The organism is Chelatococcus sp. HY11, from assembly GCF_018398335.1.
Taxonomy (GTDB): domain Bacteria; phylum Pseudomonadota; class Alphaproteobacteria; order Rhizobiales; family Beijerinckiaceae; genus Chelatococcus.
Genome location: NZ_JAHBRX010000001.1, coordinates 2,950,616 through 2,974,880, shown reverse-complemented (window position 1 = coordinate 2,974,880; position 24,265 = coordinate 2,950,616). Strand labels below are relative to the sequence as shown.

Sequence of the window (24,265 nt, the reverse complement as noted above, 5' to 3'; positions counted from 1 at the left end):
GATCAATTGATCGTATCGCGGTGTATTTTATGCTGACAAGGCGTTATTGCGGCCTGACGGAAAGTTCGATGCAGGTTTCCACTCAAAAGACCCTCTGGACCATGACCGGCAATCCTATCCCGGATTTCCGGCAGTCGCTGGTGCCCGGCGTTGCGGATGTCGTTGTCATCGGCGCCGGCTTTACCGGCCTTGCCGCCGCGCGCGAAATCGCCAAGGCCGGGCGCAAGGTAGTCGTGCTGGAGGCCGCCTTGATAGGTGCGGGTGCGACGGGGATGAATGCTGGCTTCGTGGTGCCGAATTTCGCCAAGGCCGACCCCGCAACGACCTACAAGAAACTGCCGAGGGAGAAGGCGCAATCCCTGCTCAAGCTGGTCGGTGAAGGGGCCGATACCGTTTTCGGAATCATCCGCGAAGAAGGGATTTCCTGCGATGCCAGCCAAGTCGGCTGGCTGCAGCCGGCCTATGGCGCGGCGGCCGCCGAACTTCTGCACCAGCGCGCTGCCGACTGGCGCGCGCTCGGCAGGCAAGTCCGCTTCCTCTCGCCGAAGGATATTGAGAGGGAGACGAGCCTTTCGATCTATTCCGGCGGACTGCTCGATGAATCGGGCGGCACAATTCACCCTCTGAACTATGCGCGTGGCCTCGCCGAGGCCGTCATTCGCCACGGCGGTGTGATCCGCGAGGACGTTGAGGTCACGGATATCCGCCGGCACGGTGAAGGCTGGAGCGTTTCCTTTCACGGCAGCCAAATCGAGGCGGCCAGCGTGCTGTTGTGTACGAACGCCTTCACGTCCGGTGCGGCCTGGCGGATGGGTCGTACCACGGTCCCGCTGCGGGTCTATCAGGTGGCAACGCGCCCGCTGCGCCCAGAAACCGTCGAACGGATTTCACCAAACCGCCGGCCGGTCGGCGATACGCGCTCCAACCTGTTCACCTACCGGCTGGATCGTGACAACCGGCTGATCAGCGGCGGCATGGCCGTCATTCCGGTCGGAGCCTTCGAGCGGGTGGGCAAGGCCGTCGTCGATCGCCTGGTTTCGGAATTAAAGCTGGAGCGCCATCCGGGCGTCGAGGTCGTGTGGACAGGGGTTGCGGCGATGACGCCTGATTTCCTGCCACGAATCCATGAATTCGGTACAGGGTTCTACGGCGGCATCGGCTGCAACGGTCGCGGGATCGCCATGACCGCCCAGCTCGGCCGGGTTCTGGCCCGCGCGGCGCTCGGCGAGCCATTGGAGACGCTGCCGGTCCCGACCGTGAAGGCGCGGCCACTGCCATTCCACTCCTTCACCCAGATCGTCGCCTCAGCAGCACTCGCCCATGCCCGCTTCAAGGATTGGATGACCCAATGAGTGACACAAGGATGAGGATTGGCTTTGTCGGAACCGGCAAGATGGGCTTGCCTGTCTGCCTTCGCATCCGTGAGGCGGGCCATGCGATCACTGTCATGCCTTCGCCTCGTACCGCTGGAAGATTGCCTCCTGAGCTTGAGGCAATGGGCTGTAATGAGGCTCGAACCGGTCATGAACTGGCCACGCGCATTGACATACTGATCACCTGCCTGCCTTCCTCCGCCGAGGTCGACTCTGTCCTGACGGATCAAACAGGCGTCTTCTCCGGCTTGTCGGCGGGCTCAGGCCTGCTTCACATCGATCATACCAGCGGCGATCCTGATATCAGCCGCAGGCTCGCCGCGGAATGGCACGCTCGCGGCGGCGATTATGTCGATGCGGCGATCTCCGGCACGCCGGAGCTGGCACGCAATGGCGGCCTCAAATTGCTGTGTGGCGGCTCGCTTGCGCTGTTGGACCGAATGCAGCAGGTCACGCGAGCCTATGCATCCGAGATCATCGCCGCCGGCGAGACGGGAAGCGGCCACATGCTGCGCCTGATCGGCGGCCTGATGGGCTATGGCATGGCTATGCTGTCGAGCGAGGCCTTCTTGGCGGCAGAGGCCGCGGGTATCGCTCCGGACAAGCTGAAGGCGATGATCGCCGGCACCGGCGCCGACAGCCGCACGTTCCAAGCCATGGCATCCGCCGAAATAGAAGGGCCAAACAGCCCAGCACGCCGCAAGCTCGCGCTGGCGACCGCCTTCAAGGATCTCGACACGCTGTTAGCCAAGGCTCGCAGTCTCGACTGCGACCTGCCGGTCGTTGACCTGATCACGCAGCGGCTGTCCCAGGCCATGCGTTTTGGCGGCCCAGATGCGGTCATCAGCGACCTCAGTCAATGCCTCAAGGCGGTGCCGCCTAGCCGAAGGACAATAGCATGAAGACGCCCCCCCGCATCCGGATCCCGAACCTTGCCAGAACCGATTTCGCTGACGGCAGCGCCTTCGGCGAGGTCGGCGCCTATGAAATACTGTCCGGGAAGGCACAGGTTTCCATCGATCCTGCCGATCACTCCGTCTCGCATGCCTACGACATCGCACTGGCCACTCGTGATGCCAATGGCCAGGTCAGCGCGTCGACGGATGTCTGGATCCTGCGCCCGACCGACCCGGCCAAGGCGAACGGCACGATCTTCTTCGAATTCGTCAATCGCGGCAACAAGCGCTGCCTGCAGTTCTTCAACAACGGCGTCCCGACCAACCGCCCGTCCACACCCGCGGATGCCGGCAACGGCTTTCTCATGCGGCAGGGCTACACGGTCGTCATCGCCGCATGGCAGGGTGACGTTCTGCCCGGCGACGGTCGCATGACCGTGCGGCTGCCGGAAGCCGTGGATGAGAACGTCCCGCTCTCAGAGCGCATCAAGGTGGAGTTCATCTGCGACACGCCGGGCATTACCTGCCTACCATTGTCCGGCAAGACAGGCACCTATAGCTATCCAGCGCGCTCCCTTGATACCAGCAAAGCCGTCCTGCAGCGACGCCGCTATCCCCATTCCGCACCGCAGACGATTGGTCCGGAGCGTTGGTCCTTCACGCAGGTCCTCGGCAATGGTGGTGGCCTGAGCCGGGGCGACGTGCAGGGTGGTGAACAGGCGCTCGTTCCCTCGGCGGAGCATATCCATCTGCCCGAAGGCTTCCAGCAAGGCTGGATCTACGAGCTGACCTATGAGGCGACGCGGCCGCTCGTCTTCGACATGGGCTTCATCGCCGTTCGCGAACTGATCAGCTTCCTGAAGACCGAGCGCAGCGATGCCAACCCGCTTTTCAAAGCCGACACATTGCCGAAATTCGCGATCGCCTGGGGCCGTTCCCAATCCGGCCGCTGCATCCGCGATTTCGTCTATCGCGGCTTCAACGCGGATGCGGCGGGCCGCCGCGTCTTCGACGGCGTGCTTCCGCACATCTCCGGTGCCGGCAAGACGATGCTCAATCGCTTCGCCAATCTCGTAGTTGCCGCGTCGCGCCAGTATGAGGACAACCTCAACCCCGCCGACCGCTTCCCCTTCTCCTATGCCATGAGCCGCGACCATATCACCGGACGAGAAGATGCGATCTTGAAGCGCCCGGAAACCGACCCGCTGGTGATCCACACGCAGACAGGCTCGGAATACTGGTATCGCCGCGGCTCGCTAGTCCACACCGACAGCCAGGGCAACGATCTCGAACTGCCGGAGACGGTGCGCTATTATTATTGGGCAAGCTCACAGCACTGGTCCGATCCGATGCCGGCCAAGCCGCCGCTCGGTATCTGCACCAACCACCAGAACATCGTTTCCACGGTCGCCTTCTTCCGCGGCACGCTGACGCTCATGCAGGCATGGCTGGAGGGCAAGGCGCCGCCGCCTAGCCTCTATCCCAAAAGGGAAAATGGCACGCTCGTCTCCTTCGAGACTTGGCGGGCAAATTTCCCGGCCATACCCGGCACGCTTCTGCCTCGAGAACCCAATCGCCTCGCGCATGTCGACTATGGCCCGGATTTCGACACGGGTGCCCCCGCTCCCGCCGATCCGACAATCGATCCGGCGAAAGAATATGCGGTTCTGGTTCCTGCGACCGATGCGGACGGCAACGACCGCGCCGGCCTTCTGGCACCGATGGTGCAGGTGCCGCTTGGAACCTATACCGGCTGGAATCTTCGCAACCGCGGCTACGGCTACGGCGCGTTGCACGATTTCTCCGGCAGCTACATTCCCTTCCCGGAAACCGCCGATGAGCGCCAACTGACCGGCGATCCGCGCCTCGCCATCCTCGAACGGTTCGCGTCACCGCAGGACTATACGGAAGCCATCCGCCGGGTGGCCGAAGAGCTCCGCACCGGAGGCTTCTACCACCCGGAAGACGTCGAATTCGCGACAGCTATGGCGCGGCGTTTCGGCGCGGTCAACCACCTCCATGGCCTCCCGGCCTGACCCGTCCTCGAGCGCCTCAAGAAAGACAGTCATGACCTATCTCGCCAAGAGAATTACCGAAAGCTCGAAGAAGTCGTTCGGCATGTATGCGCGGGCCGCCAGCCTGAACGGCGCCGAGCGCGACCTCATCCACATGGAACTCGGTAGCCCGCATGCCGATACGCCGGAGCCCATAAAGCTCGCGACGATCCGGGCGCTGATGGAAGGCAACGTCCATTATTCCCATCTCCAGGGCATCCCGAAGCTGCGCAAGGCGCTGGCGGAAAAGCTAGCGTCGAATAACAGCCTTGACTATTCGCCGGAAGAGATCGTCATTACCAACGGCCTGACACATGCGTCGTTCGCGGCCTTCATGGCGTTTCTCGATCCGGGCGACGAGGTGATCCTGCTCGAACCCTATTACCCGCAGCATGTGGGAAAGATCGAACTGGCCGGCGCCAAGCCGGTCTTCGCAAAGCTGGATGCGGCCAACCGCTTCTCCATCAATCCGGCGCTGATCAAGGAAAAGATCACGCCGAAGACGAAGATGATCGCCCTCATCAATCCCTGCAACCCGACCGGCCGCGTCTATACCCGCGAGGAACTGCAGGATCTTGCGGACCTCGCCATCAAGCATGACCTGTTGATCGCCTCGGATGAGGTCTACGAGGAAATCCTCTTCGATACCGCCAAGCACATTTCCATCGCCTCGTTGCCGGGCATGCGCGAACGGACCATCTCGATGTTCGCCTTCACTAAGAGTTTTGCCATGGACGGATGGCGCATCGGCTATCTCACGGCACCGGCCAATCTCATCGAAGGCATCCTGAAGATCACCGCCAACGACGTGACCCATGTCAACACCTTCATCCAGGAAGGCGCCTTCGCGGCTGTGACCGGCCCCTCGGAAATCCTGCAGGAACTGGTCGCGGAAGATCGCATCAAACGCGACATCGTCGTCAGCCGCCTGAACCAGATGCCCGGCATCACCTGCGACTGGCCGGAAGGCACGATCTACGCTTTCCCTAATATCGCGGCCCTCGGCATTCCAGCCCAGATGCTGGCGGAAACCATTCTGGAAAAAGCCGACGTGGTCGTGGAGGCTGGCAGTTTCTACGGCGCGGCTGGCGAAGGCCACCTGCGCGTCTGCTTCGGCTCCCAGTCCACGGCGCGGGTCGCAGAAGCCATGGACCGGCTGCAACACTTCTTTGGTTCACTGTAAGCAATCGTCTTCCGGCATAAGCCTGTTGCCCGCCATCCGCAAGGATGGCGGGCTTTTTCCATGACGATGAGTAATATGGACGCTCAGTTGAGCTTGAGGTCTTGCAGCAGCAGCGTTGAATCCGAGCGCAGCGTACCGTCGATGTTCTTCTTGGCGCTCCACACCAGGAATGGCTGGTAGAGGAAGACCGCATAGACTTGATCTTTGGCGATTTGGATGCCCTTCCGATAGAGCTCCTGCCGCTTGGCGGGATCGAAGGTGACGCGGATTTCCTGGCCGATCTTGTCGATCTCGCCGTTATGCCAGAGAGCCCAGTTAAAGGATCCCTGCCCGGCCTTGGTGTCGCGGGTCATCATCAGCGAAATGAACGCGTCCTGCACGTCCCAACTGCTCGCCACCCCGATGAGGTGGAAACTGGTATTCGGGCCGTTCACAAGCATTTTTGCGAACTCAGGCCAGACATACATCTTCAGCTTCACGTCAATGCCGATGCGGGCCAGCATCGAAACGGCCGCTTTGCAAATGTCTTCCGAATTGGCGTAGCGCTCGGACGGGCAGTTGAGCTGCGTCGTGAACCCGTCGGGATAGCCGGCCTCCGCAAGCAGCGCCTTGGCCTTGGCGACATCCGTCGGCCAGCGCTTGTCGAGGTCTTCCTGATAGCCACCGAAGCCGGGAATGGACGGGATGCCGACGACGCGGGCATTGCCGCGCAGGATACGCTTGGCGATTGTATCGGCATCAATGGCCTGGGCGATCGCCTGGCGTACCCGGACGTCCTTGAACGGGTTTGTCTTCAAAGGGTTGCCCTGCTTGTCCCAGGTGTCGAGCGCGACGTCGCGGCTGCCGTCCATTTCGAACTGCATCCACAGAAGCTGCGGCGACTTGCGGACCTGCAGGTTGGGCGTGGCCTCTATGCGCTCGATATCTTGATACGGCACGTCGGAAACGAGATCCACCTCGCCCGAGAGCAGCGCGGAAATTCGCGTCGGCGCCGAGGTGATCGGCACGTAGGTCGCTTCCGTGACATTGCCCTTGCCGCCGCCCCAATAGCCGTCGAACTTCTCGAACACGGTCTTGACGTTCGGATCGTGCTGCCTGAGCTTCATCGGGCCGGTGCCGTTTTCGTGGCGCAACGAATAAGCCTCGGAGCCGGCGGCGCCGAGGCTCGGGATCGCTTCCAGACCATTGGCCAGCGACCATGGCTTCGACATGATGAACATGCGGACCATCTTCTCGGGAAGGATCGGATCGGGCTGCTTGCTGCTGACTTCGACCGTCGATCCGTCGACCGCAACCGCCTTGTCGATCTGGCCGAAATAGGCGGAGTAATAGCTGCTGCCTTTGGCGCGCATGATCGAGAACACGACGTCGTCGGCCGTCATCGTGCTGCCGTCGTGGAACTTCACGCCTTCGCGCAGCTTGAAGGTCCAGGTCAGATCGTCCTTCTTGGTCCAGGATATCGCGAGACCCGGAACCGGCTTCATGTCTGGCGTCAGCGCGACGAGGCTGTCGTAGACCTGGCGAAACAGCGCCGTGGTAGTGAAGTCGTTGGTGCCGTGCGGATCGAATGTCAGCGGCGAGACGGGTCCTGCAAAGCGCAATGTTGCCGCATGTGCGCCGCCCACCATAAGCGAGACGGCAAACGCCGTGCAGGCAAGCAATCTTTTCATATCGCCATTCCCCTTTTTTTGCTTTGAATATCCGGAATTTCCAGCGCCGAATGCGCCTCAATAATGCTTGGGGTCAGCCAGTGCCTCCTCGCCGGCCACCTTGCCGACGACATCGTCCGCCTGGGCGACAACGGCATGGCGGCAGGCGAAAAACACGCCCGACGTGGCGCTGCGGATTTCCAGCCGGACGGCATCGAGATCGCGCGCGAAGGGCTGAACAACCTCGGCGATGATCTCGCCCTTCTCGATGAGGTCACCGAGAAGCCGCCTGTAGACGACGATGCCGGGCACGGGCGTGCGGATGAATTCAACGCCTTCGAAGCGGATCGGCTCGACCAGCGGCTTGCCGGCCGCAACAGTTCCCTCGATACTGCCGTTGGCGGTTAGTAGCGTCACGAAATTAGCGGCGTCCTGTCTTGCCTGGTCGTCATCGACATGGCCCGAGCCGCGCAATTCCAGCGTCACGCTGAGGCATGCCTGCGGGATCGAGGCGCTCGTGCCGAAGTGCTTGGCGAGATCGGCCCAGGGCCGGCTGCAGGCGGTATCGAACAGCGGCGGGTAGTCGGCATAGAAGATGAGTTGCGGATCGAGGTGACTGACGAGCTTTTCTCTATGTTCCACCGTCCAAGGCGCCATGACGGCCGCGAATAGGGCATCCTCTTCCGCGTGCATATCAAACACGTAATCGGCATCGCAGGCGAGACCGAGAAGCTTCAAGCGCAGATCGTCCAGCTCTGTCTTCGGCGTCTTGGCGGCAATCGTGCCCTTCATAGCCTTTCGGATCGTTGCGACGTTTGCATCGGCATCGTCGGTAAGCTGTCCTTCCAGTTGAGATACGACGGCTGCCGCCAAATCGAGAAAGCCGCGATTGAAATTGGCGCCCGAAGCCAGAGAGTTACGGCCGAGATGGACGCCGAGCACGGTATCCCCCAACCCGATCGGATTGGCGGCCGGCACCACGACAATCTCCCCGCGGATTTTGCCGTCCCCATCGGCCCGCCGCAGCATCGGCAGAAGGTGATGGACAATGACCATGCCCGGCACTTCGGCAGCATGGAGGCCCGCTTGGATATAGACCTTCGGTCTCGCGCCAGGCTCGCCAAAACGATGAATAGCAAGACTTCGCTCCACGCCTGCATTGGATAATTTCAATGCAATCTGTTCGCAGGCGTAGGTCATATCTTACTCAATTCATGTTGATGTTATGATCAAATGATTTATGAATCTTTTCCGTTGTCAATAGTTTTGCGCGGTAGAAACCGCGATTGTGACCTCGGGAAAGCGATCGATGTCCCTCTCCGCCACGCCGGCCATCCACTTCAACGAGACCAAGCGCATATCGCCGGCGTATAATGCCCGGGAGTTTGGCAATGCCGGCGTCTACGAATGGGTCATGGGAGAGTTTCATTGCGAGATCGACCCCAATGACCCACGCAACAGCGGTATTGCTCTTCTGGATCTGGCGCCCAAAAACGAGCGTGGATTTGTCGAATACGACGTCGAGGTCCAAACCCTCAAGCCGATCGACGAGAGCAAGGGCAACGGCTGGCTTCTTTACGACGTCCTGAATCGCGGCACGAAGCGGGCGATCCAGCGGATCAATACCGGCCCGGCAACCAATCTGCCGTTCGAGGATCAGCATCTAGGCACCGCCTACCTGCTCGAACGGGGCTTTACCCTCGTCTGGACGGCCTGGCAGGGCGACGTTCCGACCGGTGCCGGCCGAATGCTGGCAAAGCTTCCGGTTGCCTCACGGCCGGATGGCCCTGTGATCGGCCTGGCCCGCGAAGAATTCATCAAGGACGCGAAAGCGATTCTGCGCGAAGATACGATCGAGGAGATTTCCGACGCGGTTTTCCGCTATCGGCTCGCCTATCCTGCAGCCAGCACCTTCGACACGTCCGCCACCCTGACCATCCGTCAGAATGAGGCCGACCCTCGCCAGACCTTCGCCGATCTCAGGTGGCGCTATGTGGACGAGTCGACAATCGAGATCGACCATGCCGGACAGCCTGCTTTCGATCGTGGTTCGATCTACGAATTCATCTATACGGCCAAGAATCCGGTCGTGATGGGCCTTGGCCTCGCCGCGATACGTGACGCGGTCTCCTTCCTGCGTTATGGCGGCTGCGAACACGGTCCGCGTCCGCTTGACGCGCGATATAAACGGGCGCTGGGCTTCGGCCTTTCGCAAAGCGGCCGCCTGCTGCGTGATTTTCTACACCAGGGGTTCAATGCGGATCTTTCCGGTCGACCAGTTTTCGACGCGGTCATGCCGCTGATCGCCGGGTCGCGGAAGACCTTTCTCAACATGCCGTTCAGCCAGCCCGGCCGTTTTTCGCGGCAGCATGAGGATCATACCTTTCCGGGCGATCAGTTTCCGTTTGCCTATGGCGACCAACGTGATCCGATTAGCGGCAGGGCAGATGGCATTCTGAACCGCGCCATCGCCGCCGGCGTCTGCCCGAAGATCATGCATCTCGATACGGAGTCCGAATATCTTTCCGCCCGGTCATCGCTGGTGACGACCGATGCGCTCGGCAACGATGTGCCGCTTCCCGATAGTGTCCGTGTCTATCTCGCATCCAGCGTCGCGCATGGGGATTATGTACTGCCGCCGGAAGTTGCCTCGGCAGCAGGCAATACCCTGACCTATGGTGCCCTCACGCGTGCCCTGATCGACGCGCTCGTGGCGTGGGTCGAGGCCGGCACGCTTCCGCCGCCGAGCCTTTATCCCACGCGGGCGAAAGGGACCCTGCTGGACCGCGATGTAGTCGCCGCGATCTTCCCGCAGATCGGCAGCGCCCGCTTTCCGGCACATATCAATGAACTGGACCTTCTTAACCACGACGTGATGCCGCCGAAGATCGGCCCTCGCTATAGCGTCGGGATCAGCGCGATCGATAGCGACGGCAATGGTATCGGCGGCATTCCGCATCCCCTGGTCGTCGCACCGGTCGGCACTCATACTGGGTGGCAAGTCCGCAAGGCTGGCTACGCAGAAGGCGAGCTTTTCAATGTCTTCGGCTCGTTCTGGCCGTTTCAGGCCAGTTCGGATACGCAGAACTCGGCATCCGACAGCCGCCCATCGCTGGAGGAGCGCTACGGGGACAAAGCCGGCTGGCGAAAGGTTCTTGCAGCGAAGCTTGAGGGTCTTGTCAAAGCCGGCTTCCTGCTGGAAGCTGATAAGGCACGGATTCTGAAGCGCGCGGAAGACGGCTATTTCACCACCTTCAACTTCATATAGCCAGCCATCACGGCGCCGAGACGCCGCTGACGTGAACTCATACCGGAAGCATGGCCTGCAGCAGCCCCTGCGTCGCCTCGATATCCTGGACCATCAGCAGCCCTGCCTTTTTGGCATCCTTGGCTTTGAAGGCGTCCATCATTTCGTAGTGGTGTATCGAATAAGGATGGATGACACCGGCATCGATCTGCTGTTCGACCAGATTGGACAGCAGTCGCATATAGGGACCGTATCGAAGCCACAGGACTTCGATCATCTGGGGTAGAATCTCTGAGCCGGAACGTTCGTAGATTGCGAAATGAAACTCCTGATTCTTTCGGAGCATCTGGCGAACTTTGCCTTCCCGCCCAAGAGCTTCATGCTCCTTGGCGATAGCCAGGCAATGGCTGATGTAATCGTCGGTCATGGCCGACGTGGCAAGTTCGGTGGCAAGCGCCTCAAGGCTGGCGCGCACCTGGCAAAGATCATCCAGGTGCCGTCGCGACAAGGCAGGCACGCGAGCCGATCCGTTATGCGCGATCTCAAGAGCGTTTTCCGCCGCAAGCCGTCGCAACGCCTCCCGCACAGGCATATGGCTTGTCCCGAACTGGTTGGCTAGCGACGCGATCGTCACCGCCTGACCGGGTTCGAATTCTCCCCACATGAGCGCGTTTCGCAACTGTTCGTAGACGTTGTCCTGAACGGTGACGCGGGAGGAGACTTTGAACAGTTCGGCAGTTATCATTATGATCTCAAATTATTGACCTCTACGCATCATATCAAAAACGCAATGGTCGTCGAAATGATTTTTTGATCAAGCTTAAGGGCTCTACGGGAAACTCTGCAACAAGAGATATGGCATTTGTGACCGGTCAAGGAACGGGACCTTGCCATCCGCCAGATATTCGCATCGTCGTTCCTCGCTGCCCACGCCTCCGCCAGCGTATCCAGCATCCGGTTGGCAATTTACTGCGGCGTGAACACCTCGTCTTTCGATAGATTGGCGATGCAGGTCAAGACATCTGGGTTTCGCCCCCCGCAGCGTAAAACCCCCCGCAGCTTAAAACCCGCCGGTTCGTTCATGCAGCATCCTCCGTCTCGCCGCTGGAAAATCCGGCCAGATCATGCGGCGTCATCGGCGGATATACTTTGGTGGGGGTAAAAAAATCTCGTGCTTGTCCATACGCCGGGCGCATATCCGCCGTCTTCGCTCTTGAGCTTTTCGGCTATCCAGATCATCGTCCCGTAGATCATGGCGCGGTTATCGCCGGTCAGGTTTATAATGCCTGCCTTGACGACGGGGCCGCCGAGTTCGATCGAGTGCCGTGCGCCCTTGCGGCGCTCAATCCAACCGGATACCGGTTGCCTTTCCCAATTCCTGCCAGCGCGCGAAATGCGCAGCGATTGTCCGCCCGAAGTCTTCCGGCGTGCCAAGCTCGGAGAGCCCACCGAGCTTCGTGATCGCCTCGCGCAGCTCGGGCGTGGCAAGCGCCTCGTTAATCGTGCGGTTCAGCTTCGCGACGATAGCAGGGGATGTACCGGCCGGCGCCTCTAGTCCGAAGAAGGTCGTGACCTCGTAGTCTGGCACGCCAGCCTCGATCATGGTCGGCAGTTCTGGCGCGAGCGGCGATCGAATGGCGCTCGTGACAGCGAGCGCGCGGAGCTTTCCCTCACGGACCATTGGCAGCGCGATGGTGACGTTCTCGAAGGTCAGCTGGCAGATATTATTGAGCACCGATACCAGAGCTTCGGAGCCCCCGCGGAACGGCACGCCGATGATGCCCGCTCCCGTCCGCAGGCGAAACATCTCTCCGGCCAGATGCGGGATGCTGGCGATGCCGGCATGGGCATAGTTGACTGTACCGGGATGGTCCTTCGCATGCGCGACGAGTTCTGCGACGGTCTGCCAGGGAGAGGCTGGATTGACCAGCAGGATCTGAAAAGCCTCCATGAACTTGGCGATTGGTGCGAAGTCCCGAATTGGATCGTAACCGGCGCTCGCTGAGAGCGCAGGGATCACCGCCATCATGCCTGCTCCGCCCGAAAGGAGTGTGTAACCATCGGGAGCGGCCTTCGCAACCTCGCGCGTGCCGAGCGCGCCGCCCGCTCCCGCTCGATTCTCAACCAAGACTGACTGGCCGAAGCGCGTTGGCAGGAACTGGGAGGCGAGGCGGGCCGGAATGTCGTTGGGGCCACCGGCTGAGGAGGGTACGACAATGCGGATCGTGCGGTTGGGATAATCCTGCTCTGCCAGGCCGCGGCTGCTGGGCAGTGCGAAGGCCGCCACCGAGCCTAACATCAGGGCACGACGAGTCACGCTCATGGGATCGCCTCCTTGCGCCGCGGGTTCTCGATGTCCCCGCTTACAGGATCAAAGCAGAGTTCGCCGAGCCGTTCGCTCCGGCCCTCGCAGTCTCCGGCGGCCTTGTTGGTGATGTCGAACTGGTTGACAATGTCGCCCGTTCGCTTGTCGAGGCAGAAGGCCGTCAACGGATCGTAGCCGGCAGGACAGACTGACGCGTCGACTTGTTTCGCCGCTCCCGGCGCGGCTACCGCGGTGAGGCCGGCGGCAACAGCGAATGCGGCACCTACCGAACATGCAGTGGACATGATGCTCTCCGCTTCTGTGTCGTTGCTTGCCTTCACAAGAGTGGAGGCCTTTAGCCGCGGAAGTCGTGAAAAGAGATGCAAAGCGTCTGAAAGAGTGTGAAAATTGAACGTACCTTCGCGCGCCGCCGCGGAAAGCTCTGATGGACAGACCCCTGCACAGGGTCCTCGGCTTCGGGCCCTTCTCGCTCGATGTGACCCGGCGGCAACTTCGCCGGAGCGGAGAGCACGTGGCACTGCGCCCCAAGAGCTTCGATGTGCTCTGCCATCTCGTCGAGCATGCCGGCCGTGTGGTCCCGAAGGAGGAGATCATGCAGGCTGTCTGGCCGGACGTGATCGTCACCGACGAGTCGCTAACCCGCTGCGTCAGCGACGCCCGGCAGGCACTCGATGATGCCGCTCAAGAACTGATTAAGACCATTCCGCGTCGCGGCTATCACTTCGCGGGCGAAGTTTCGCTCCTCGCTCCAGCGGCGCTTCCCGGCGGGATCGGCGATCCGGTCCAGACGGTCGAGGTGTCTGGCTGGTCCGGCCGCCGGCCATGGGGGCTCGCTGCTGGCGGTGCGATCGCGCTGCTGCTGGCTATTACATTGGCGGTGGGTTGGCCACGGCCCGCTGACCGCGCGGCGATGGAGCGGCCGGTGGTTGCGGTGCTGCCATTCGCCAATCAGGGTGGCGACGGACGCCAGAGTTACTTCGCTGAGGGCGTTTCCGACGATCTGACCGCGAGCTTGTCGCGCTTCGACGCACTGTTCGTGATCGCGCGCGACTCAACCTCCCGCTATCGCGGTATCGAAGTGCCGTCCCCCGAGATCGGACGGGAGCTCGGCGCTCGTTATCTGGTGCAGGGTTCGGTGCAGCGGCAGGACGAGCGTCTGCGTGTCACCGCGCGGCTGATCGAGGCGGCGACAGGCCGGCAACTCTGGGCTGAGAATTACGACCGAACCCCGAATGGGCTGTTCGCGGTGCAGGACGAGTTGATCAGCAGCCTTGTCGGGCAGCTTCACGCCCGCATCAGCCGTTCGGAACTCGACCGGGCCGCCCGTAAGCCGCCGGAACGGCTGGATGCCTACGACCTAACGTTGCGCGCAGGCGCGCTGATGCGCGGCGTACCGCGGGAAACGCGCGGAGAGACGATCGCCGCTGCCCGCGCCCTCTACATGCAGGCGGTCGCCCTCGATCCAAACTATGCGCCGGCAGTGCAAGGGCTCGCCAATACCTTCCTCTGGGCCTGGATCGACCCCTCACTCGATCATCCGATCGGCACCGAGTTCCAGCAGCCTGCCGTTCTCGAACGGGCTGAGGCGCTGGCGCGTCATGCGGTCGACCTCGACGGGACGATGGCCGATGCCCGGGCGACCTTGGGCTGGGTGCTGAACTGGCGCCACGGCGCGCGAGAGGGGATCGCCGAGTTCGAGAAGGCCTTCATCGCCAATCCGAACTTCGTCGATTTCCGCTTCGGACTTTTGCTCTCGCATTCCGGCAGAGCACCCGAAGCCGTCCACTACATGAAGCGCATCATGAAAGCCGATCCCTTCCATCCGCCTATCTACGGCTATTTCCTCGGGAAGGCCTATTTCTTCTTGGGTCGCTACATGGAAGCGGTCGAACTGATCCGGCCAGCGATGCTTCGCATGCCGGATCACCGCCCGTCGCGCGCTCTGTATGCGGCGGTCAACGCCTATCTCGGCCGCACAGAAGAGACCAAAGCCGCAGTCGCCGAAGTCATGCGCATCCATCCAGAGTTTAGCATCGCCGGCTGGATGAAGTTCATGCGGATATCCGATCCCGAATACGCCGAGAAGCTGAATGCGGGTCTGAAGCTGGCAGGCTTGCCCGAGTGAGCTCTCCACCGCTTGCGATAATATGTTTCTAGAGAATATGTCCCAGAGCATGGGGAGCTGTTAGTCTATCTGAGCAATTCAAGGACGCCGTGAAGGACAGCTGCCATTTTATTTGCGCGGATAACTTGATACACAAGGCTTTTCCTCTGCGTCGATCAGCGCCAGCAGAAATCTGTGCTAGTCTTCATCGCGCTCTTCATCAAGCTGTTTGCGGAATTTCTCAATATTCTGCCAACGAATTCAGCGCGCTCTCTTCGACATGCCTGATTTGTGGATTTGTCATTTTCCACCTCTCGACGGCTTTAAACGGTACACGAGCCTGAACAAGGTGGTTCTAGCCGACCAATATCCCTCCCTCTCTATATCGCAAAAATGATTGATAAAATCCCGATGTGCCCGTCGCCCCCGAGATTGCGGCGGCGATAAGCAGGCTCGCGACGAGCGGCTCCGTCAGGCGTCTGCCTAGCTTGGCCACCAGCCTGGGCGCAGGCTTAAGCGTGTTGTATTGGCTCCGCAGCTGACCAGCCGCTGCGCGGCCTTGGGCGAGCCATGTTGGTGACGGGAGCAGGCGGAGGCCACGGTCTGGGCAAGCGATCGATGCTTCCAAAGGACGAATGGTCTCGTGGCAGAATATCCGTTCGGCCAGCGCTGATTTTATCCCAACGTGACGTCGCGCGTCCGCCGAAAGCTCAACTGCTTTAACCGCAAGTGTCACCGAGACGTCCGATCAGTCTGCTCGCAGCCAGAACGAGTTGCAGCAGCTCCGTGTCCAGTGCGGCAAGTTCGCCGTCATGTTTCTCAACACAGATGCGCAACAGCGCCCACTTGGCAGCCACAATATGGATGGGCTCGATCGGCAACGTACCGGCTTCCAGATCTTCATACGTTGCGATTGCGACGCCCATGGCAGCCGCCATTTGCGAAGAGCTGGCGCCAGCCTTGTTTCGCCACTGTGCGAGTTGGGCAGTTGTTGTCATCACGCTGCTTCCTTCTTGGTGACGTCGCCAGGCGTAAGCAGATGACAAGCGGCTTGGTGCCCATTCACGAGGGTCGTGAGGCGCGGCACTTCGCTGCGGCATCGTGGTCCGGTGAATTCGCAGCGTGGATGGAAATGGCATCCGCTCGGCGGGGACAGCGGCGACGGGAGCTCGCCTTTGATCGGCTGAAAGGAATCCACGTCGCGCTTGATGCTGGGAATTTCCTTCACCAGCGCCTGAGTGTACGGGTGGGCCGGGCGGGCAAATATGTCTTTGGCCTCGCCGATTTCGACGACCTTGCCCAGATACATCACCGCGATCCGGTCCGACACATGCCGGATCACCCCGAGATCGTGGCTGATGAACAGGTAGCTCAAACCGAACTTGCGACGCAATTCCAGAAAGAGGTTCAGAATTTGCGCCTGGACGGACACGTCCAGTGCCGACACGGCCTCGTCGCAGATGATCAGTTCGGGCTTCACCGCCAGGGCGCGCGCAATGTTGATGCGCTGTCGCTGCCCGCCAGAAAATTGGTGGGGAAAGCGCGACTTCCATGTCGGGTCCAGCCCGCTGCTGTCCATGATGTCACTGACATGGCGATCGACGTCGCGCGGTGGCACCACACGATGGGCACGCACGGCCTCGCCGATAATGTCCCCGACGCGCTTGCGCGCGTTCAGCGACGCATGCGGGTTCTGAAACACCATCTGCATTTTCAGCCGAAGCTTGTCGTCGGCTCCCTTCCCATGGATATCCCGCCCCTGATAGAGCACCTCTCCGCTCGAAGGCGTGATCAGGCCGGCGAGGGTTCGCCCAAGCGTTGACTTCCCGCATCCTGATTCGCCGACGACACCGAGCACCTCTCCCTTGTGGATCGTGACGTCGACATCGTCCAACGCGCGAACGACACTCGGCGGGCCGGCCAGGCCGATGCGGCGCGCGATCCGCGCGATCAGGTCATCCTCCGCCCGAAACGTCTTGCTCAACCCGCGGGCGGACAGCAGGACCTGGGTCTTAACAGCTGCTGCTGCGTTCATGGCGTGCTTTCCTGAGCAAGCATCGTCGGCGCATGGACCGGGTGATGGCATTTCGCGGAATGGCTGTCGGAGATCCGGACATCGGGCGGCCGGGTGTCGCATATGTCCGTCTTCGCAGGGCAGCGGTCGCGGAAACGGCATCCCTGGTCGGCCGCTGGATAGCGGGTGATCATGCCCTTGATCTGAGGCAGTTGCTCGCCCGGCTGCGAACCGGACGGAATAGAGGCGATGAGTCCTCCCGTGTAATGATGGGCGGGCTGCCCAAGCACTTCCTCGGTATCACCCTCCTCCACAATCTCACCGGCGTACATGACGCAGATCCTGTCAGCGAGGCTGGCGACGACGGACAGATCGTGGGTGATCCAGATCATCGCCGTGCCCTTTTCACGGCAGAGCTTACGCATTTCGTAGATGATCTGACTCTGGATGGTGACATCCAGCGCCGTGGTGGGCTCGTCGGCGATGATCAGCGCGGGGCTGTTCACGAGCGCGATGGCGATGACCACGCGCTGACGCATGCCGCCGGATAGCTCATGCGGATAGGCGCTCGCCCGCTTCTCCGGTGAGGGAATCCCGACGAGCCGCAGCACTTCAACCGCCCGCCGTCTTGCCTCGCCTTTGGAAACCCGATGATGCGACCGGATCGCTTCCATGATCTGCGTATCGATCCGCAGCACGGGATTGAGCGTCATCATCGGATCCTGAAAGACTGCCGCTATCGCGTCGCCACGCAGCTGGCGCAGTTCTTCGTCCGACAGGGATAGGAGGTCGCGACCACGGAAACGTATGCTGCCGCCCACGACCCGGCCGGGTGGGTCGACGAGGCCAAGGATCGAGTGGCCGGTTATTGTCTTGCCCGATCCGGACTCGCCGACGATGCCGAGGACTTCGCCACCACGAAGCTTGAAGGAGACGCCGTCGACGGCGCGCATGGGCTCGCCGCGCGTCAGGAAATAGGTTTGCAGCCCCTCGACCTCGACCAGAACGTCCGGCTTCTCCGAGCTCTGCGCGGATGTGGCTATCATTTGGCTAACCCCTGCCCTTGGGGTTCAGGACCGTTCTAACCTGATCGCCGACCAGATTGATCGCCATGATGATGATCAGGAGAGCGATGCCGGGATACAGGCTCATCCAATAGCGTCCAGACATCATGGATTCGAACCCGTTGGATATTAGCAGGCCGAGCGACGGCTCCGTCGGCGGAAGGCCGACGCCCAGAAATGACAGCGTCGCCTCAAGCGAGATGGCAGATGCAGTCTGCAGTGTGCCGATGACGATCAGCGACGGCATACAGTTAGGCAATATGTGGCTGAACAGGACGCGCGCATGCGAGAGCCTGAGCACGCGGGCCGCTTCCACATATTCCTTGCGTTGCTCGGCGAGGGCGGCGGCCCGCACCGCGCGCGCGAAATAGGCCCATTGCGCGATCACCAGCGCGAGAATGATCTTGTCCACGCCTTTGCCAACCACGGACAAAAGGATCAGCGCGATCAGGATCGTGGGGAAACTCAGCTGCAGATCGACGATCCGCATGATCACCGTTTCGACGCGGCCGCCCTTATAGGCGGCGACAAGGCCGACCGTAACGCCGATACACATGCCCAGCAACCCGCTGCTGATGCCGACGAGCAGGCTCGTGCGCATCCCGTAGAGGATGGCGCTGAGCACGTCCCGTCCGGCTCCGTCGGAACCGAGCAGGAAGATCATCCCCGAGGAGGATTCGCTCCCGGGTGGCTGCCGCGAATCCATGATGTCCAGGACGGACAGGTCGTAGGGGTTTTGCGGCGCGATGAACGGCGCTAAAACCGCCGCGAGCACGATGGCGATCAGCACGACAAGACTGACCGCGGCCACGGGGCTCGCAAAAAAATCGATCCAGAACAGACGAGCGGGAGACGGCTCCGCGGATTTTCCCAGAAGCAAGTTGAACGGGCGGCGAAAACTTGCCGGCATCATGCCGACTCCGACTTGAGGGAGATGCGCGGATCAAGAATCGAATAGACGATGTCGACAATCAGGTTGAGCACCATGAAAATTAGCACGCAAACTATGAGATAGGCGACCACGACGGGGCGATCCACCATGCGGATCGCATCGATCAGCAGTTTTCCCATTCCAGGCCAAGAATAGACGGTCTCGGTTACGACCGAAAAAGCAATGATGTTGCCGAATTCCATGGCGGATACGGTCATGACCGGAAGGATCACGTTTTTCAGAATATGGACATAGGTGATGCGCCCCCGCCTGACACCCTTGGCGCGCGCAAACTTGACGTAATCCTGCCCGGATACTTCCACTGTCCCCGCCGCGGTCAGGCGGATGATCAGCGCGATCTTGAAAAGCGACAGGGTGAGCGCCGGCAGGAGGATGTGCTTCAGCCCGTCAAGGGTGAGCACGCTGAGTTCCAGGCCGAAAATGGAGCGCGTCAATCCACGGCCTCCCGACGGGAGCCATCCAAGTTGCACGGCGAAGAGCATGATGAAGACGATGCCGATCCAGAAGGTCGGCAGGCTGAAGGCCACGATCGAGCTGGACATGATGGCCTTGGCCGGGAGGGAGTTAGGCCGCAATCCGGCGAGAAAGCCCAGTGGGATTCCGATAAAGAGCGCCAGGATCATCGCGACGACAGCGAGCTCGAGCGTTGCCGGAAGGCGCTCGAGCACGGTCGCGAGGGCGCTTTGGCCGTTCACGAAGGAGATTCCCAAATTCCCCGTGAGCGCATTCTTCAGGAAGACGACATACTGCTCGTGAAGCGGCCGGTCGAGGCCGAGGCGCGCGACGGCATCGGCAATATCCTGCTGCGATGCATCTGCTGGCATGAGGATGTCGACCGGATTGCCGACCACGTTGAGCCCCACGAAGACGATCATCGACATGGCAAGAGCCACGAACGCGCTCTGCAGAATGCGTCGGAGGATATAAAGCGTCATGGACGGTCGTCCTCGTTCCGGACCGACGTCCCGTCTGAGGTAGTTGGGCAGCCGAGGCCGGGATTATCCGCGATTTTACCCAACGGTCTTGAACACGACCACGACGTTGCTGAACTCGGACTGATTACGAGCTCCCCAACCGCATCGGACACGATATGCGCCGCGTGGTGGATCGCATGCGCCCGGACCCGCCCGCACATCGGGACCGGCGCCGATGCGATGACGCCGACGGGATACCGGGTCGCCGGTTGCATCAAACCTTGCCCGCTGTCGGTTTCATCATGGATTTATTGTAGTTGACCTCATTGCCGTCCGCATCGAATCCGCTGCGATTGCTCAATGTCTCCAGGGCTTGCCCGTAGAAATGGATCTGCACGCCGGGAGCCACGTCCTCGTAGTGCACGCTGTGAATGTCTTCAGGGCCAAACAGGACGGCATCTCCGGGGCCGACTATCTTCTCGCCGACGAGCTCGATACCCGCGGGTTGACCGCTCGCATCGACTTTGCGCTTATAGATGCGGTTGCGCTCCTGGCCCAGGACGGAAGCAACGATCGCCCAGGTCTTGTGGTTGTGCGGAAAGGTGCTTTTACCGGGCAAAACCGTGTTCAGGTAGAGCACGAAGCGGTCGTCCGCGCCGGAGCCCAGCTTGTAGCGCTGCGACTTACCCTCCGTGGGCAGGGCGAAGTCCTGTAGTCGAAACAGGTTTGCACGCTGCGCCAGGGAGGCGACCATCTGGCGGATATGCGAGAGCGTGTCGGGGCCGGAGCCATCCTGCGCCATCTTTGCGCTGGCTTCCTCAATCAGACGCCGGACGGCCGTATCTCTTTCTTCCGCTACGTTCATGGCGTACTCCTTCTATGATACGGCCGGGTTGGGACAAGACATGCCCGCAAGCCGCTGTTATCGGGATCGATCTCTCGCTCGGCGCTGCGCCAGGTCTGATCCACCGTACGCCTCAACGGCGCACGGCTTTGAGGGATTGGCCGAGATCATATCGATCGGCCCTGCGTTTACACCTTTCGGCCGCTATCCCGCCAGCGTATCCATCGCGAGTGTGCGCTCGTCGGTGCGCGCGCGATAGGTCATGCCACTCTTTGCGCTCCAGTAGTTCACCGGGAAGTAGATTGGGGCCACTGCGACATCGCCCATGGAAATCCGCGTCGCCTCGGCCATGAGAGCCGCACGCTTGGTATCGTCCAGCTCTTGCGCGGCCTCACCGATAAGCTTGTCGACCTCCGGGTTGGAGTAGCGCCCACGGTTGGAGGAGCCAAGCCCCTTGTCCTTGTCATAGGTCGCGACAACGGATCTCAGCGCGACGGACGCTTCGCCGGTCTGCCCGCCGAAGCCGTAGAGGAACAGGCTGAACTGCGAGAGACCTTCCGGGCCGCCGCCCGTGGCGCGCGGTACGTAAACCGAATAGGGCATAGTCTCTACTGCAGTGCGAATGCCGATCCGGGTCAGCATCTGCGCAATCGCCTCGGCGACGGCCGCGTCGTTGACATAGCGGTCGTTGGACGAGTGCAGCGTGATCGCGAAGCCGTTGGGGTAGCCCGCTTTCGTCAACAGCGCCTTTGCGTCCGCTACACTGAACTTGTCCGGTCCAAGCTCGGGAGCGGATCCGAATATCTCCGGTGGCACCAATTGCCCCGCTGGCACGCCCATGCCTTCCAGCGCGCGGCTCCCAAGAGCCTCGCGATTGATCGCCTTCGATATGGCCTGGCGAACCTCAAGCTTCCGCAAGGGGTTATCGATCTCCGAGCCGTCAATGCCTTTCACAAACGGAGAGCGGGCCCGGCTGTGATCGAAGGCCAGGTAGATCATCCGATTGGAGACCTTGCTGCTCAGCGACAAAGCCTTGTTGGACTGAAGCCGCTCAAGCGACGACGGCGGCACGAAGTCGATCAGTTCGACATCACCCGACAGGAGCGCCGCGACGCGTGCCGGATTTGAGGATATCGGACGTAGCATGACCCGCATCCATTCCGGCTTGTTGCCCCAGTAGCCCTCGTGCCGTTCAAGCTTGATATGCTGCCCGGAACGCCACTCCACGAAACGATAAGGACCGGTTCCCACCATCGCGGTACCGCGATTGTAGTCGTCCGTGGTGGCCTTCTCCCCCACCTTCCTCGAGATGATCGAGACCGTCATGATCTCGTTGATGAGAATGGGGTTGGGCGATGGGGTCCTGATCCGTATCAGATGGTCGTCGACCTTCTCGAGCTTCTTATTGCCGAGATAGGACTTGAAGGAGAACGGAGAGTTCGGAACATTCTGCGAGCGCTCAAAGGTGAAAAGCACGTCGTCCGCCGTGAACGGCGTGCCGTCGTGGAATTTGACGTCCTTGCGCAACGCGATTTCCCAGGTCAGGGGATCGATGACCTTCCAGCCTTCTGCCAGGGCCGGGACCGGCTTCTGGTTCTCGTCGGCGTGGAACAGCCTGTCGAAGATATGTTGGGACAGCGAGTTGCTGGCCGCGGTGTTCTGCCAGTGCGGATCGAGCGACGGCGGCTCCGTGAAGCAGCCTATGCGAAGCTCCTCGATCTCGGCAGCTCGAGCCACCGCGCCCCCTGCCAGGAGAGCGGCCGCGCTCGCGGCTCCAGACAGCGCGAGGACATGACGACGGCTCAAACCTGCGCGTTCATTCGGAGGGGCTGCTGAATTCTCGACTATGGTCATTGCTGCGACTCCCATTCTTTCCCCTCGCGATTGTCGCGAGCTATTAGCCACGCTCATGCCTTTTTCGGCATTTTCTTGCGATCGAATCCAAACCAAGGTCGGGTTATCTAGAGGTCACCAACGAGATTGCCGACTTCAATCTTTCCTGGTCACGCCACCGCGGTTACGCCCCCTACGGCTTGCCTTATGCCACCCGGCGTGGCTTGGACAGCGGCCTCGCCCGCGGAGCCGCCGGCAATCCGGCCGAACACCGCCCCCGCCATGAGGCCCGTTCCGCCGGGATAATTGAAGTAGAAGAGGCCTCCGACAAGTTCGCCCGCCGCGTAAAGACCCTGAATGGGCTCGAGATCCTCGTCCAGGACCTGAGCGTCTCCATTGATCCTCAGGCCGCCGAAGGTGAATGTCACTCCGCATCCGACCTGGAATGCGCAATAGGGGCCCTCATCAATCGTATTCGCCCAATTGGTCTTATTGACGTTGAGAGATGTCGTGCCACGCCCATCCTTGATATTGGGGTTGAATGGAACGTCTCTTTGTACTGCCGCGTTATAGCTGGCGATTTCTTGCAAGAAAGCCTTGGAGTCCACGCCTTCCAGCTTGGACGCGAGCTCCTCCAGCGTGCCGGCGGTAACCTTGGTCACCTGCTTGATGCGATACTCGTCGCGAAGAAGGTGGGTGACTTTGCTGTCAAAGATCTGCCAGGCAAAGTTACCCGGCTGCTCGAGAATGACGCGCCCGTACTTCGCATAGGTGTAGTTGCGGAAGTCGGCGCCCTCGTCGACGAACCGGCGCCCGAGGGCGTTGACCATGATGCCGAACGGATAGGAATGCTTCTGGAAACCGTCTCCGACGTCGAGATCGCCGAACTCGGGGGCATTGAAATCCCAACCGACGGCATGGCAACCAGACCAGTTTCCAAACGAAGCCGCGCCGATCGCCTTCGCCATGCGAATGCCATCGCCGGTGCTGAACCGCGATCCGCGCACGCGCGCCAGTTCCCATTCCCGGCCGAGATACTGTGCCCGCATCGAGGGATCAGCCTGGAATCCGCCAGCGGCGAGCACGACACAACGCGAGGAAATTTCCTTGACCTGTCCGCGTTCCTTGATCCGGACTCCGGAGACTTTCGATCCGTCGTAAAGCAACCCGATCGCGCGCGCGTTGTAACGTATCTCGACGCCACGCTTGCGCGCGATCTGCGTCTCGCTCTCGACCAGTCCGGGGCCGCCGCCCCAGGCTTCGACCGTCAAGCCGCCCCAGAACTTGAACTTGCCGTCGATCTTGAAGGCCTGGCGGCCATAAATCGGCTGGAAGCGAACTCCCTTGCCGCTGAGCCACTTCATGGTGCTGAAGCTTCTGCGGACCAGAAGCTCGCAAAGGACAGGATCCGAGCGATAGCGGGTCACGCGGAACATGTCGTCGAAGAACTGATCTTCGGTGTAGCTCTGGAAATCGGTCTGGGCAATTTCGCCCTCGGTGAGGTCGGGCATGATATCGCGAAGATCGTCGACGCCCCTATAGGCGAAGCGGATCGCTCCCGCGGTGAAGCGGCTGTTACCGCCGCTTTCGCTCTCAGGTGCACGCTCCAGCACAAGCACGCGAGCACCCCGCTCCTCGGCCGCGATCGCAGCGCACAAGGCGGCATTTCCCGCGCCCACAACAACGACGTCGAATTGATCCACCGGCCGTTCCTCAAATGCACTCTAATGCATCCAATTGAATACATATGGAGGCGATGAAGTCAACTCACGCGATCCGGAGCCGGCCTTCGGCTGCAGATCTTGCGCTGAT

The 24,265-nt window shown here is 61.1% G+C and carries 20 protein-coding genes; 6 read left to right on the top strand and 14 right to left on the bottom strand.

Annotated elements, in window-relative coordinates; translation table 11 throughout:
• Nucleotides 1-68: 68 nt before the first annotated feature.
• The 4 genes from KIO74_RS13610 to KIO74_RS13595 are packed head-to-tail and all read left to right on the top strand — an operon-like array spanning nt 69 to nt 5,506.
• The gene (locus KIO74_RS13610; RefSeq protein WP_213332493.1) at nt 69-1,352 is read left to right on the top strand and encodes an NAD(P)/FAD-dependent oxidoreductase; all 1,284 of its coding nucleotides are present in this window, start codon (nt 69-71) and stop codon (nt 1,350-1,352) included.
• Nucleotides 1,349-2,275 carry an NAD(P)-dependent oxidoreductase gene (locus KIO74_RS13605; RefSeq protein ID WP_213332492.1) on the top strand — a complete coding sequence of 309 codons (927 nt, stop codon included), beginning with the start codon at nt 1,349-1,351 and terminating at the stop codon, nt 2,273-2,275. Before KIO74_RS13610 ends, KIO74_RS13605 begins: the two co-directional genes overlap by 4 nt.
• The gene (locus KIO74_RS13600) at nt 2,272-4,305 is read left to right on the top strand and encodes an alpha/beta hydrolase domain-containing protein (protein ID WP_213332491.1); all 2,034 of its coding nucleotides are present in this window, start codon (nt 2,272-2,274) and stop codon (nt 4,303-4,305) included. Before KIO74_RS13605 ends, KIO74_RS13600 begins: the two co-directional genes overlap by 4 nt.
• 31 nt (nt 4,306-4,336) lie before the next feature.
• Complete coding sequence (locus tag KIO74_RS13595; RefSeq protein WP_213332490.1) at nt 4,337-5,506, top strand: pyridoxal phosphate-dependent aminotransferase; 1,170 nt, start codon at nt 4,337-4,339, stop codon at nt 5,504-5,506.
• An 83-nt stretch (nt 5,507-5,589) separates the two neighbouring features.
• On the opposite strand, the gene KIO74_RS13590 is transcribed toward KIO74_RS13595, so the two are convergent.
• Nucleotides 5,590-7,176 (bottom strand): ABC transporter substrate-binding protein, encoded by a 1,587-nt coding sequence (locus KIO74_RS13590; RefSeq protein ID WP_213332489.1) that lies wholly within the window; start codon nt 7,174-7,176, stop codon nt 5,590-5,592.
• A gap of 57 nt (nt 7,177-7,233) precedes the next feature.
• Nucleotides 7,234-8,355 (bottom strand): succinylglutamate desuccinylase/aspartoacylase family protein, encoded by a 1,122-nt coding sequence (locus tag KIO74_RS13585; protein WP_213332488.1) that lies wholly within the window; start codon nt 8,353-8,355, stop codon nt 7,234-7,236.
• A gap of 109 nt (nt 8,356-8,464) precedes the next feature.
• Between KIO74_RS13585 and KIO74_RS13580 the strand changes: the two genes are divergently transcribed.
• Nucleotides 8,465-10,423 carry an alpha/beta hydrolase domain-containing protein gene (locus KIO74_RS13580; protein WP_213332487.1) on the top strand — a complete coding sequence of 653 codons (1,959 nt, stop codon included), beginning with the start codon at nt 8,465-8,467 and terminating at the stop codon, nt 10,421-10,423.
• Nucleotides 10,424-10,460: 37 nt separating this feature from the next.
• On the opposite strand, the gene KIO74_RS13575 is transcribed toward KIO74_RS13580, so the two are convergent.
• The 4 genes from KIO74_RS13575 to KIO74_RS13560 all read right to left on the bottom strand — a co-directional run bounded on the left by KIO74_RS13575 (nt 10,461) and on the right by KIO74_RS13560 (nt 13,012).
• Nucleotides 10,461-11,147 (bottom strand): GntR family transcriptional regulator, encoded by a 687-nt coding sequence (locus tag KIO74_RS13575; protein ID WP_213332486.1) that lies wholly within the window; start codon nt 11,145-11,147, stop codon nt 10,461-10,463.
• Nucleotides 11,148-11,524: 377 nt separating this feature from the next.
• The gene (locus KIO74_RS13570; protein ID WP_349629188.1) at nt 11,525-11,851 is read right to left on the bottom strand and encodes a conjugal transfer protein TraD; all 327 of its coding nucleotides are present in this window, start codon (nt 11,849-11,851) and stop codon (nt 11,525-11,527) included.
• Entirely contained in the window at nt 11,745-12,725 is a 981-nt protein-coding gene (locus tag KIO74_RS13565; protein WP_213332485.1) for a Bug family tripartite tricarboxylate transporter substrate binding protein, read from the bottom strand. Before KIO74_RS13565 ends, KIO74_RS13570 begins: the two co-directional genes overlap by 107 nt.
• The gene (locus KIO74_RS13560) at nt 12,722-13,012 is read right to left on the bottom strand and encodes a hypothetical protein (RefSeq protein WP_213332484.1); all 291 of its coding nucleotides are present in this window, start codon (nt 13,010-13,012) and stop codon (nt 12,722-12,724) included. Before KIO74_RS13560 ends, KIO74_RS13565 begins: the two co-directional genes overlap by 4 nt.
• 140 nt (nt 13,013-13,152) lie before the next feature.
• Here KIO74_RS13560 and KIO74_RS13555 point away from each other — a divergent pair, with 140 nt between their 5' ends.
• On the top strand, nt 13,153-14,853 hold the full coding sequence (locus KIO74_RS13555; RefSeq protein ID WP_213332483.1) for a winged helix-turn-helix domain-containing tetratricopeptide repeat protein: 1,701 nt from the start codon (nt 13,153-13,155) through the stop codon (nt 14,851-14,853).
• Between the two features lie 698 nt (nt 14,854-15,551).
• Here KIO74_RS13555 and KIO74_RS13550 read toward each other — a convergent pair.
• From KIO74_RS13550 to tcuA, 8 genes are all read right to left on the bottom strand, one after another.
• Nucleotides 15,552-15,830, bottom strand: a complete 279-nt coding sequence (locus tag KIO74_RS13550) for a hypothetical protein (RefSeq protein WP_213332482.1) — start codon at nt 15,828-15,830, stop codon at nt 15,552-15,554.
• Nucleotides 15,830-16,867: an ABC transporter ATP-binding protein gene (locus KIO74_RS13545; RefSeq protein WP_213332481.1), complete on the bottom strand. Its 1,038-nt coding sequence runs from the start codon at nt 16,865-16,867 to the stop codon at nt 15,830-15,832. The genes KIO74_RS13550 and KIO74_RS13545 overlap by 1 nt, the downstream gene beginning before the upstream one ends.
• The gene (locus KIO74_RS13540; protein ID WP_213332480.1) at nt 16,864-17,892 is read right to left on the bottom strand and encodes an ABC transporter ATP-binding protein; all 1,029 of its coding nucleotides are present in this window, start codon (nt 17,890-17,892) and stop codon (nt 16,864-16,866) included. Before KIO74_RS13540 ends, KIO74_RS13545 begins: the two co-directional genes overlap by 4 nt.
• A gap of 4 nt (nt 17,893-17,896) precedes the next feature.
• Nucleotides 17,897-18,823, bottom strand: a complete 927-nt coding sequence (locus tag KIO74_RS13535) for an ABC transporter permease (RefSeq protein ID WP_213332479.1) — start codon at nt 18,821-18,823, stop codon at nt 17,897-17,899.
• Nucleotides 18,820-19,797, bottom strand: coding sequence for an ABC transporter permease (locus KIO74_RS13530; RefSeq protein WP_213332478.1), 978 nt, complete (start codon nt 19,795-19,797; stop codon nt 18,820-18,822). Before KIO74_RS13530 ends, KIO74_RS13535 begins: the two co-directional genes overlap by 4 nt.
• Before the next feature lie 253 nt (nt 19,798-20,050).
• On the bottom strand, nt 20,051-20,641 hold the full coding sequence (locus KIO74_RS13525; RefSeq protein ID WP_213332477.1) for a cysteine dioxygenase family protein: 591 nt from the start codon (nt 20,639-20,641) through the stop codon (nt 20,051-20,053).
• A 183-nt stretch (nt 20,642-20,824) separates the two neighbouring features.
• Nucleotides 20,825-22,474 carry an ABC transporter substrate-binding protein gene (locus KIO74_RS13520; RefSeq protein WP_213332476.1) on the bottom strand — a complete coding sequence of 550 codons (1,650 nt, stop codon included), beginning with the start codon at nt 22,472-22,474 and terminating at the stop codon, nt 20,825-20,827.
• Nucleotides 22,475-22,623: 149 nt separating this feature from the next.
• Nucleotides 22,624-24,156 (bottom strand): FAD-dependent tricarballylate dehydrogenase TcuA, encoded by a 1,533-nt coding sequence (gene tcuA / locus KIO74_RS13515; RefSeq protein WP_213332475.1) that lies wholly within the window; start codon nt 24,154-24,156, stop codon nt 22,624-22,626.
• Nucleotides 24,157-24,265: the final 109 nt, after the last annotated feature.

Excerpts from the sequence above, each read along its gene's own strand:
- KIO74_RS13610 (WP_213332493.1), top strand. The coding sequence starts at position 69 with ATGCAGGTTTCCACTCAAAAGACCCTCTGGACCATGACCGGCAATCCT.
- KIO74_RS13530 (WP_213332478.1), bottom strand. The coding sequence starts at position 19,797 with ATGACGCTTTATATCCTCCGACGCATTCTGCAGAGCGCGTTCGTGGCT.
- KIO74_RS13550 (WP_213332482.1), bottom strand. The coding sequence starts at position 15,830 with ATGACAACAACTGCCCAACTCGCACAGTGGCGAAACAAGGCTGGCGCC.
- KIO74_RS13575 (WP_213332486.1), bottom strand. The coding sequence starts at position 11,147 with ATGATAACTGCCGAACTGTTCAAAGTCTCCTCCCGCGTCACCGTTCAG.
- KIO74_RS13520 (WP_213332476.1), bottom strand. The coding sequence starts at position 22,474 with ATGACCATAGTCGAGAATTCAGCAGCCCCTCCGAATGAACGCGCAGGT.
- KIO74_RS13545 (WP_213332481.1), bottom strand. The coding sequence starts at position 16,867 with ATGAACGCAGCAGCAGCTGTTAAGACCCAGGTCCTGCTGTCCGCCCGC.
- KIO74_RS13580 (WP_213332487.1), top strand. The coding sequence starts at position 8,465 with ATGTCCCTCTCCGCCACGCCGGCCATCCACTTCAACGAGACCAAGCGC.
- KIO74_RS13605 (WP_213332492.1), top strand. The coding sequence starts at position 1,349 with ATGAGTGACACAAGGATGAGGATTGGCTTTGTCGGAACCGGCAAGATG.
- KIO74_RS13555 (WP_213332483.1), top strand. The coding sequence starts at position 13,153 with ATGGACAGACCCCTGCACAGGGTCCTCGGCTTCGGGCCCTTCTCGCTC.
- KIO74_RS13595 (WP_213332490.1), top strand. The coding sequence starts at position 4,337 with ATGACCTATCTCGCCAAGAGAATTACCGAAAGCTCGAAGAAGTCGTTC.
- KIO74_RS13535 (WP_213332479.1), bottom strand. The coding sequence starts at position 18,823 with ATGATGCCGGCAAGTTTTCGCCGCCCGTTCAACTTGCTTCTGGGAAAA.
- KIO74_RS13600 (WP_213332491.1), top strand. The coding sequence starts at position 2,272 with ATGAAGACGCCCCCCCGCATCCGGATCCCGAACCTTGCCAGAACCGAT.
- KIO74_RS13590 (WP_213332489.1), bottom strand. The coding sequence starts at position 7,176 with ATGAAAAGATTGCTTGCCTGCACGGCGTTTGCCGTCTCGCTTATGGTG.
- KIO74_RS13585 (WP_213332488.1), bottom strand. The coding sequence starts at position 8,355 with ATGACCTACGCCTGCGAACAGATTGCATTGAAATTATCCAATGCAGGC.
- KIO74_RS13540 (WP_213332480.1), bottom strand. The coding sequence starts at position 17,892 with ATGATAGCCACATCCGCGCAGAGCTCGGAGAAGCCGGACGTTCTGGTC.
- KIO74_RS13525 (WP_213332477.1), bottom strand. The coding sequence starts at position 20,641 with ATGAACGTAGCGGAAGAAAGAGATACGGCCGTCCGGCGTCTGATTGAG.
- KIO74_RS13560 (WP_213332484.1), bottom strand. The coding sequence starts at position 13,012 with ATGTCCACTGCATGTTCGGTAGGTGCCGCATTCGCTGTTGCCGCCGGC.
- KIO74_RS13565 (WP_213332485.1), bottom strand. The coding sequence starts at position 12,725 with ATGAGCGTGACTCGTCGTGCCCTGATGTTAGGCTCGGTGGCGGCCTTC.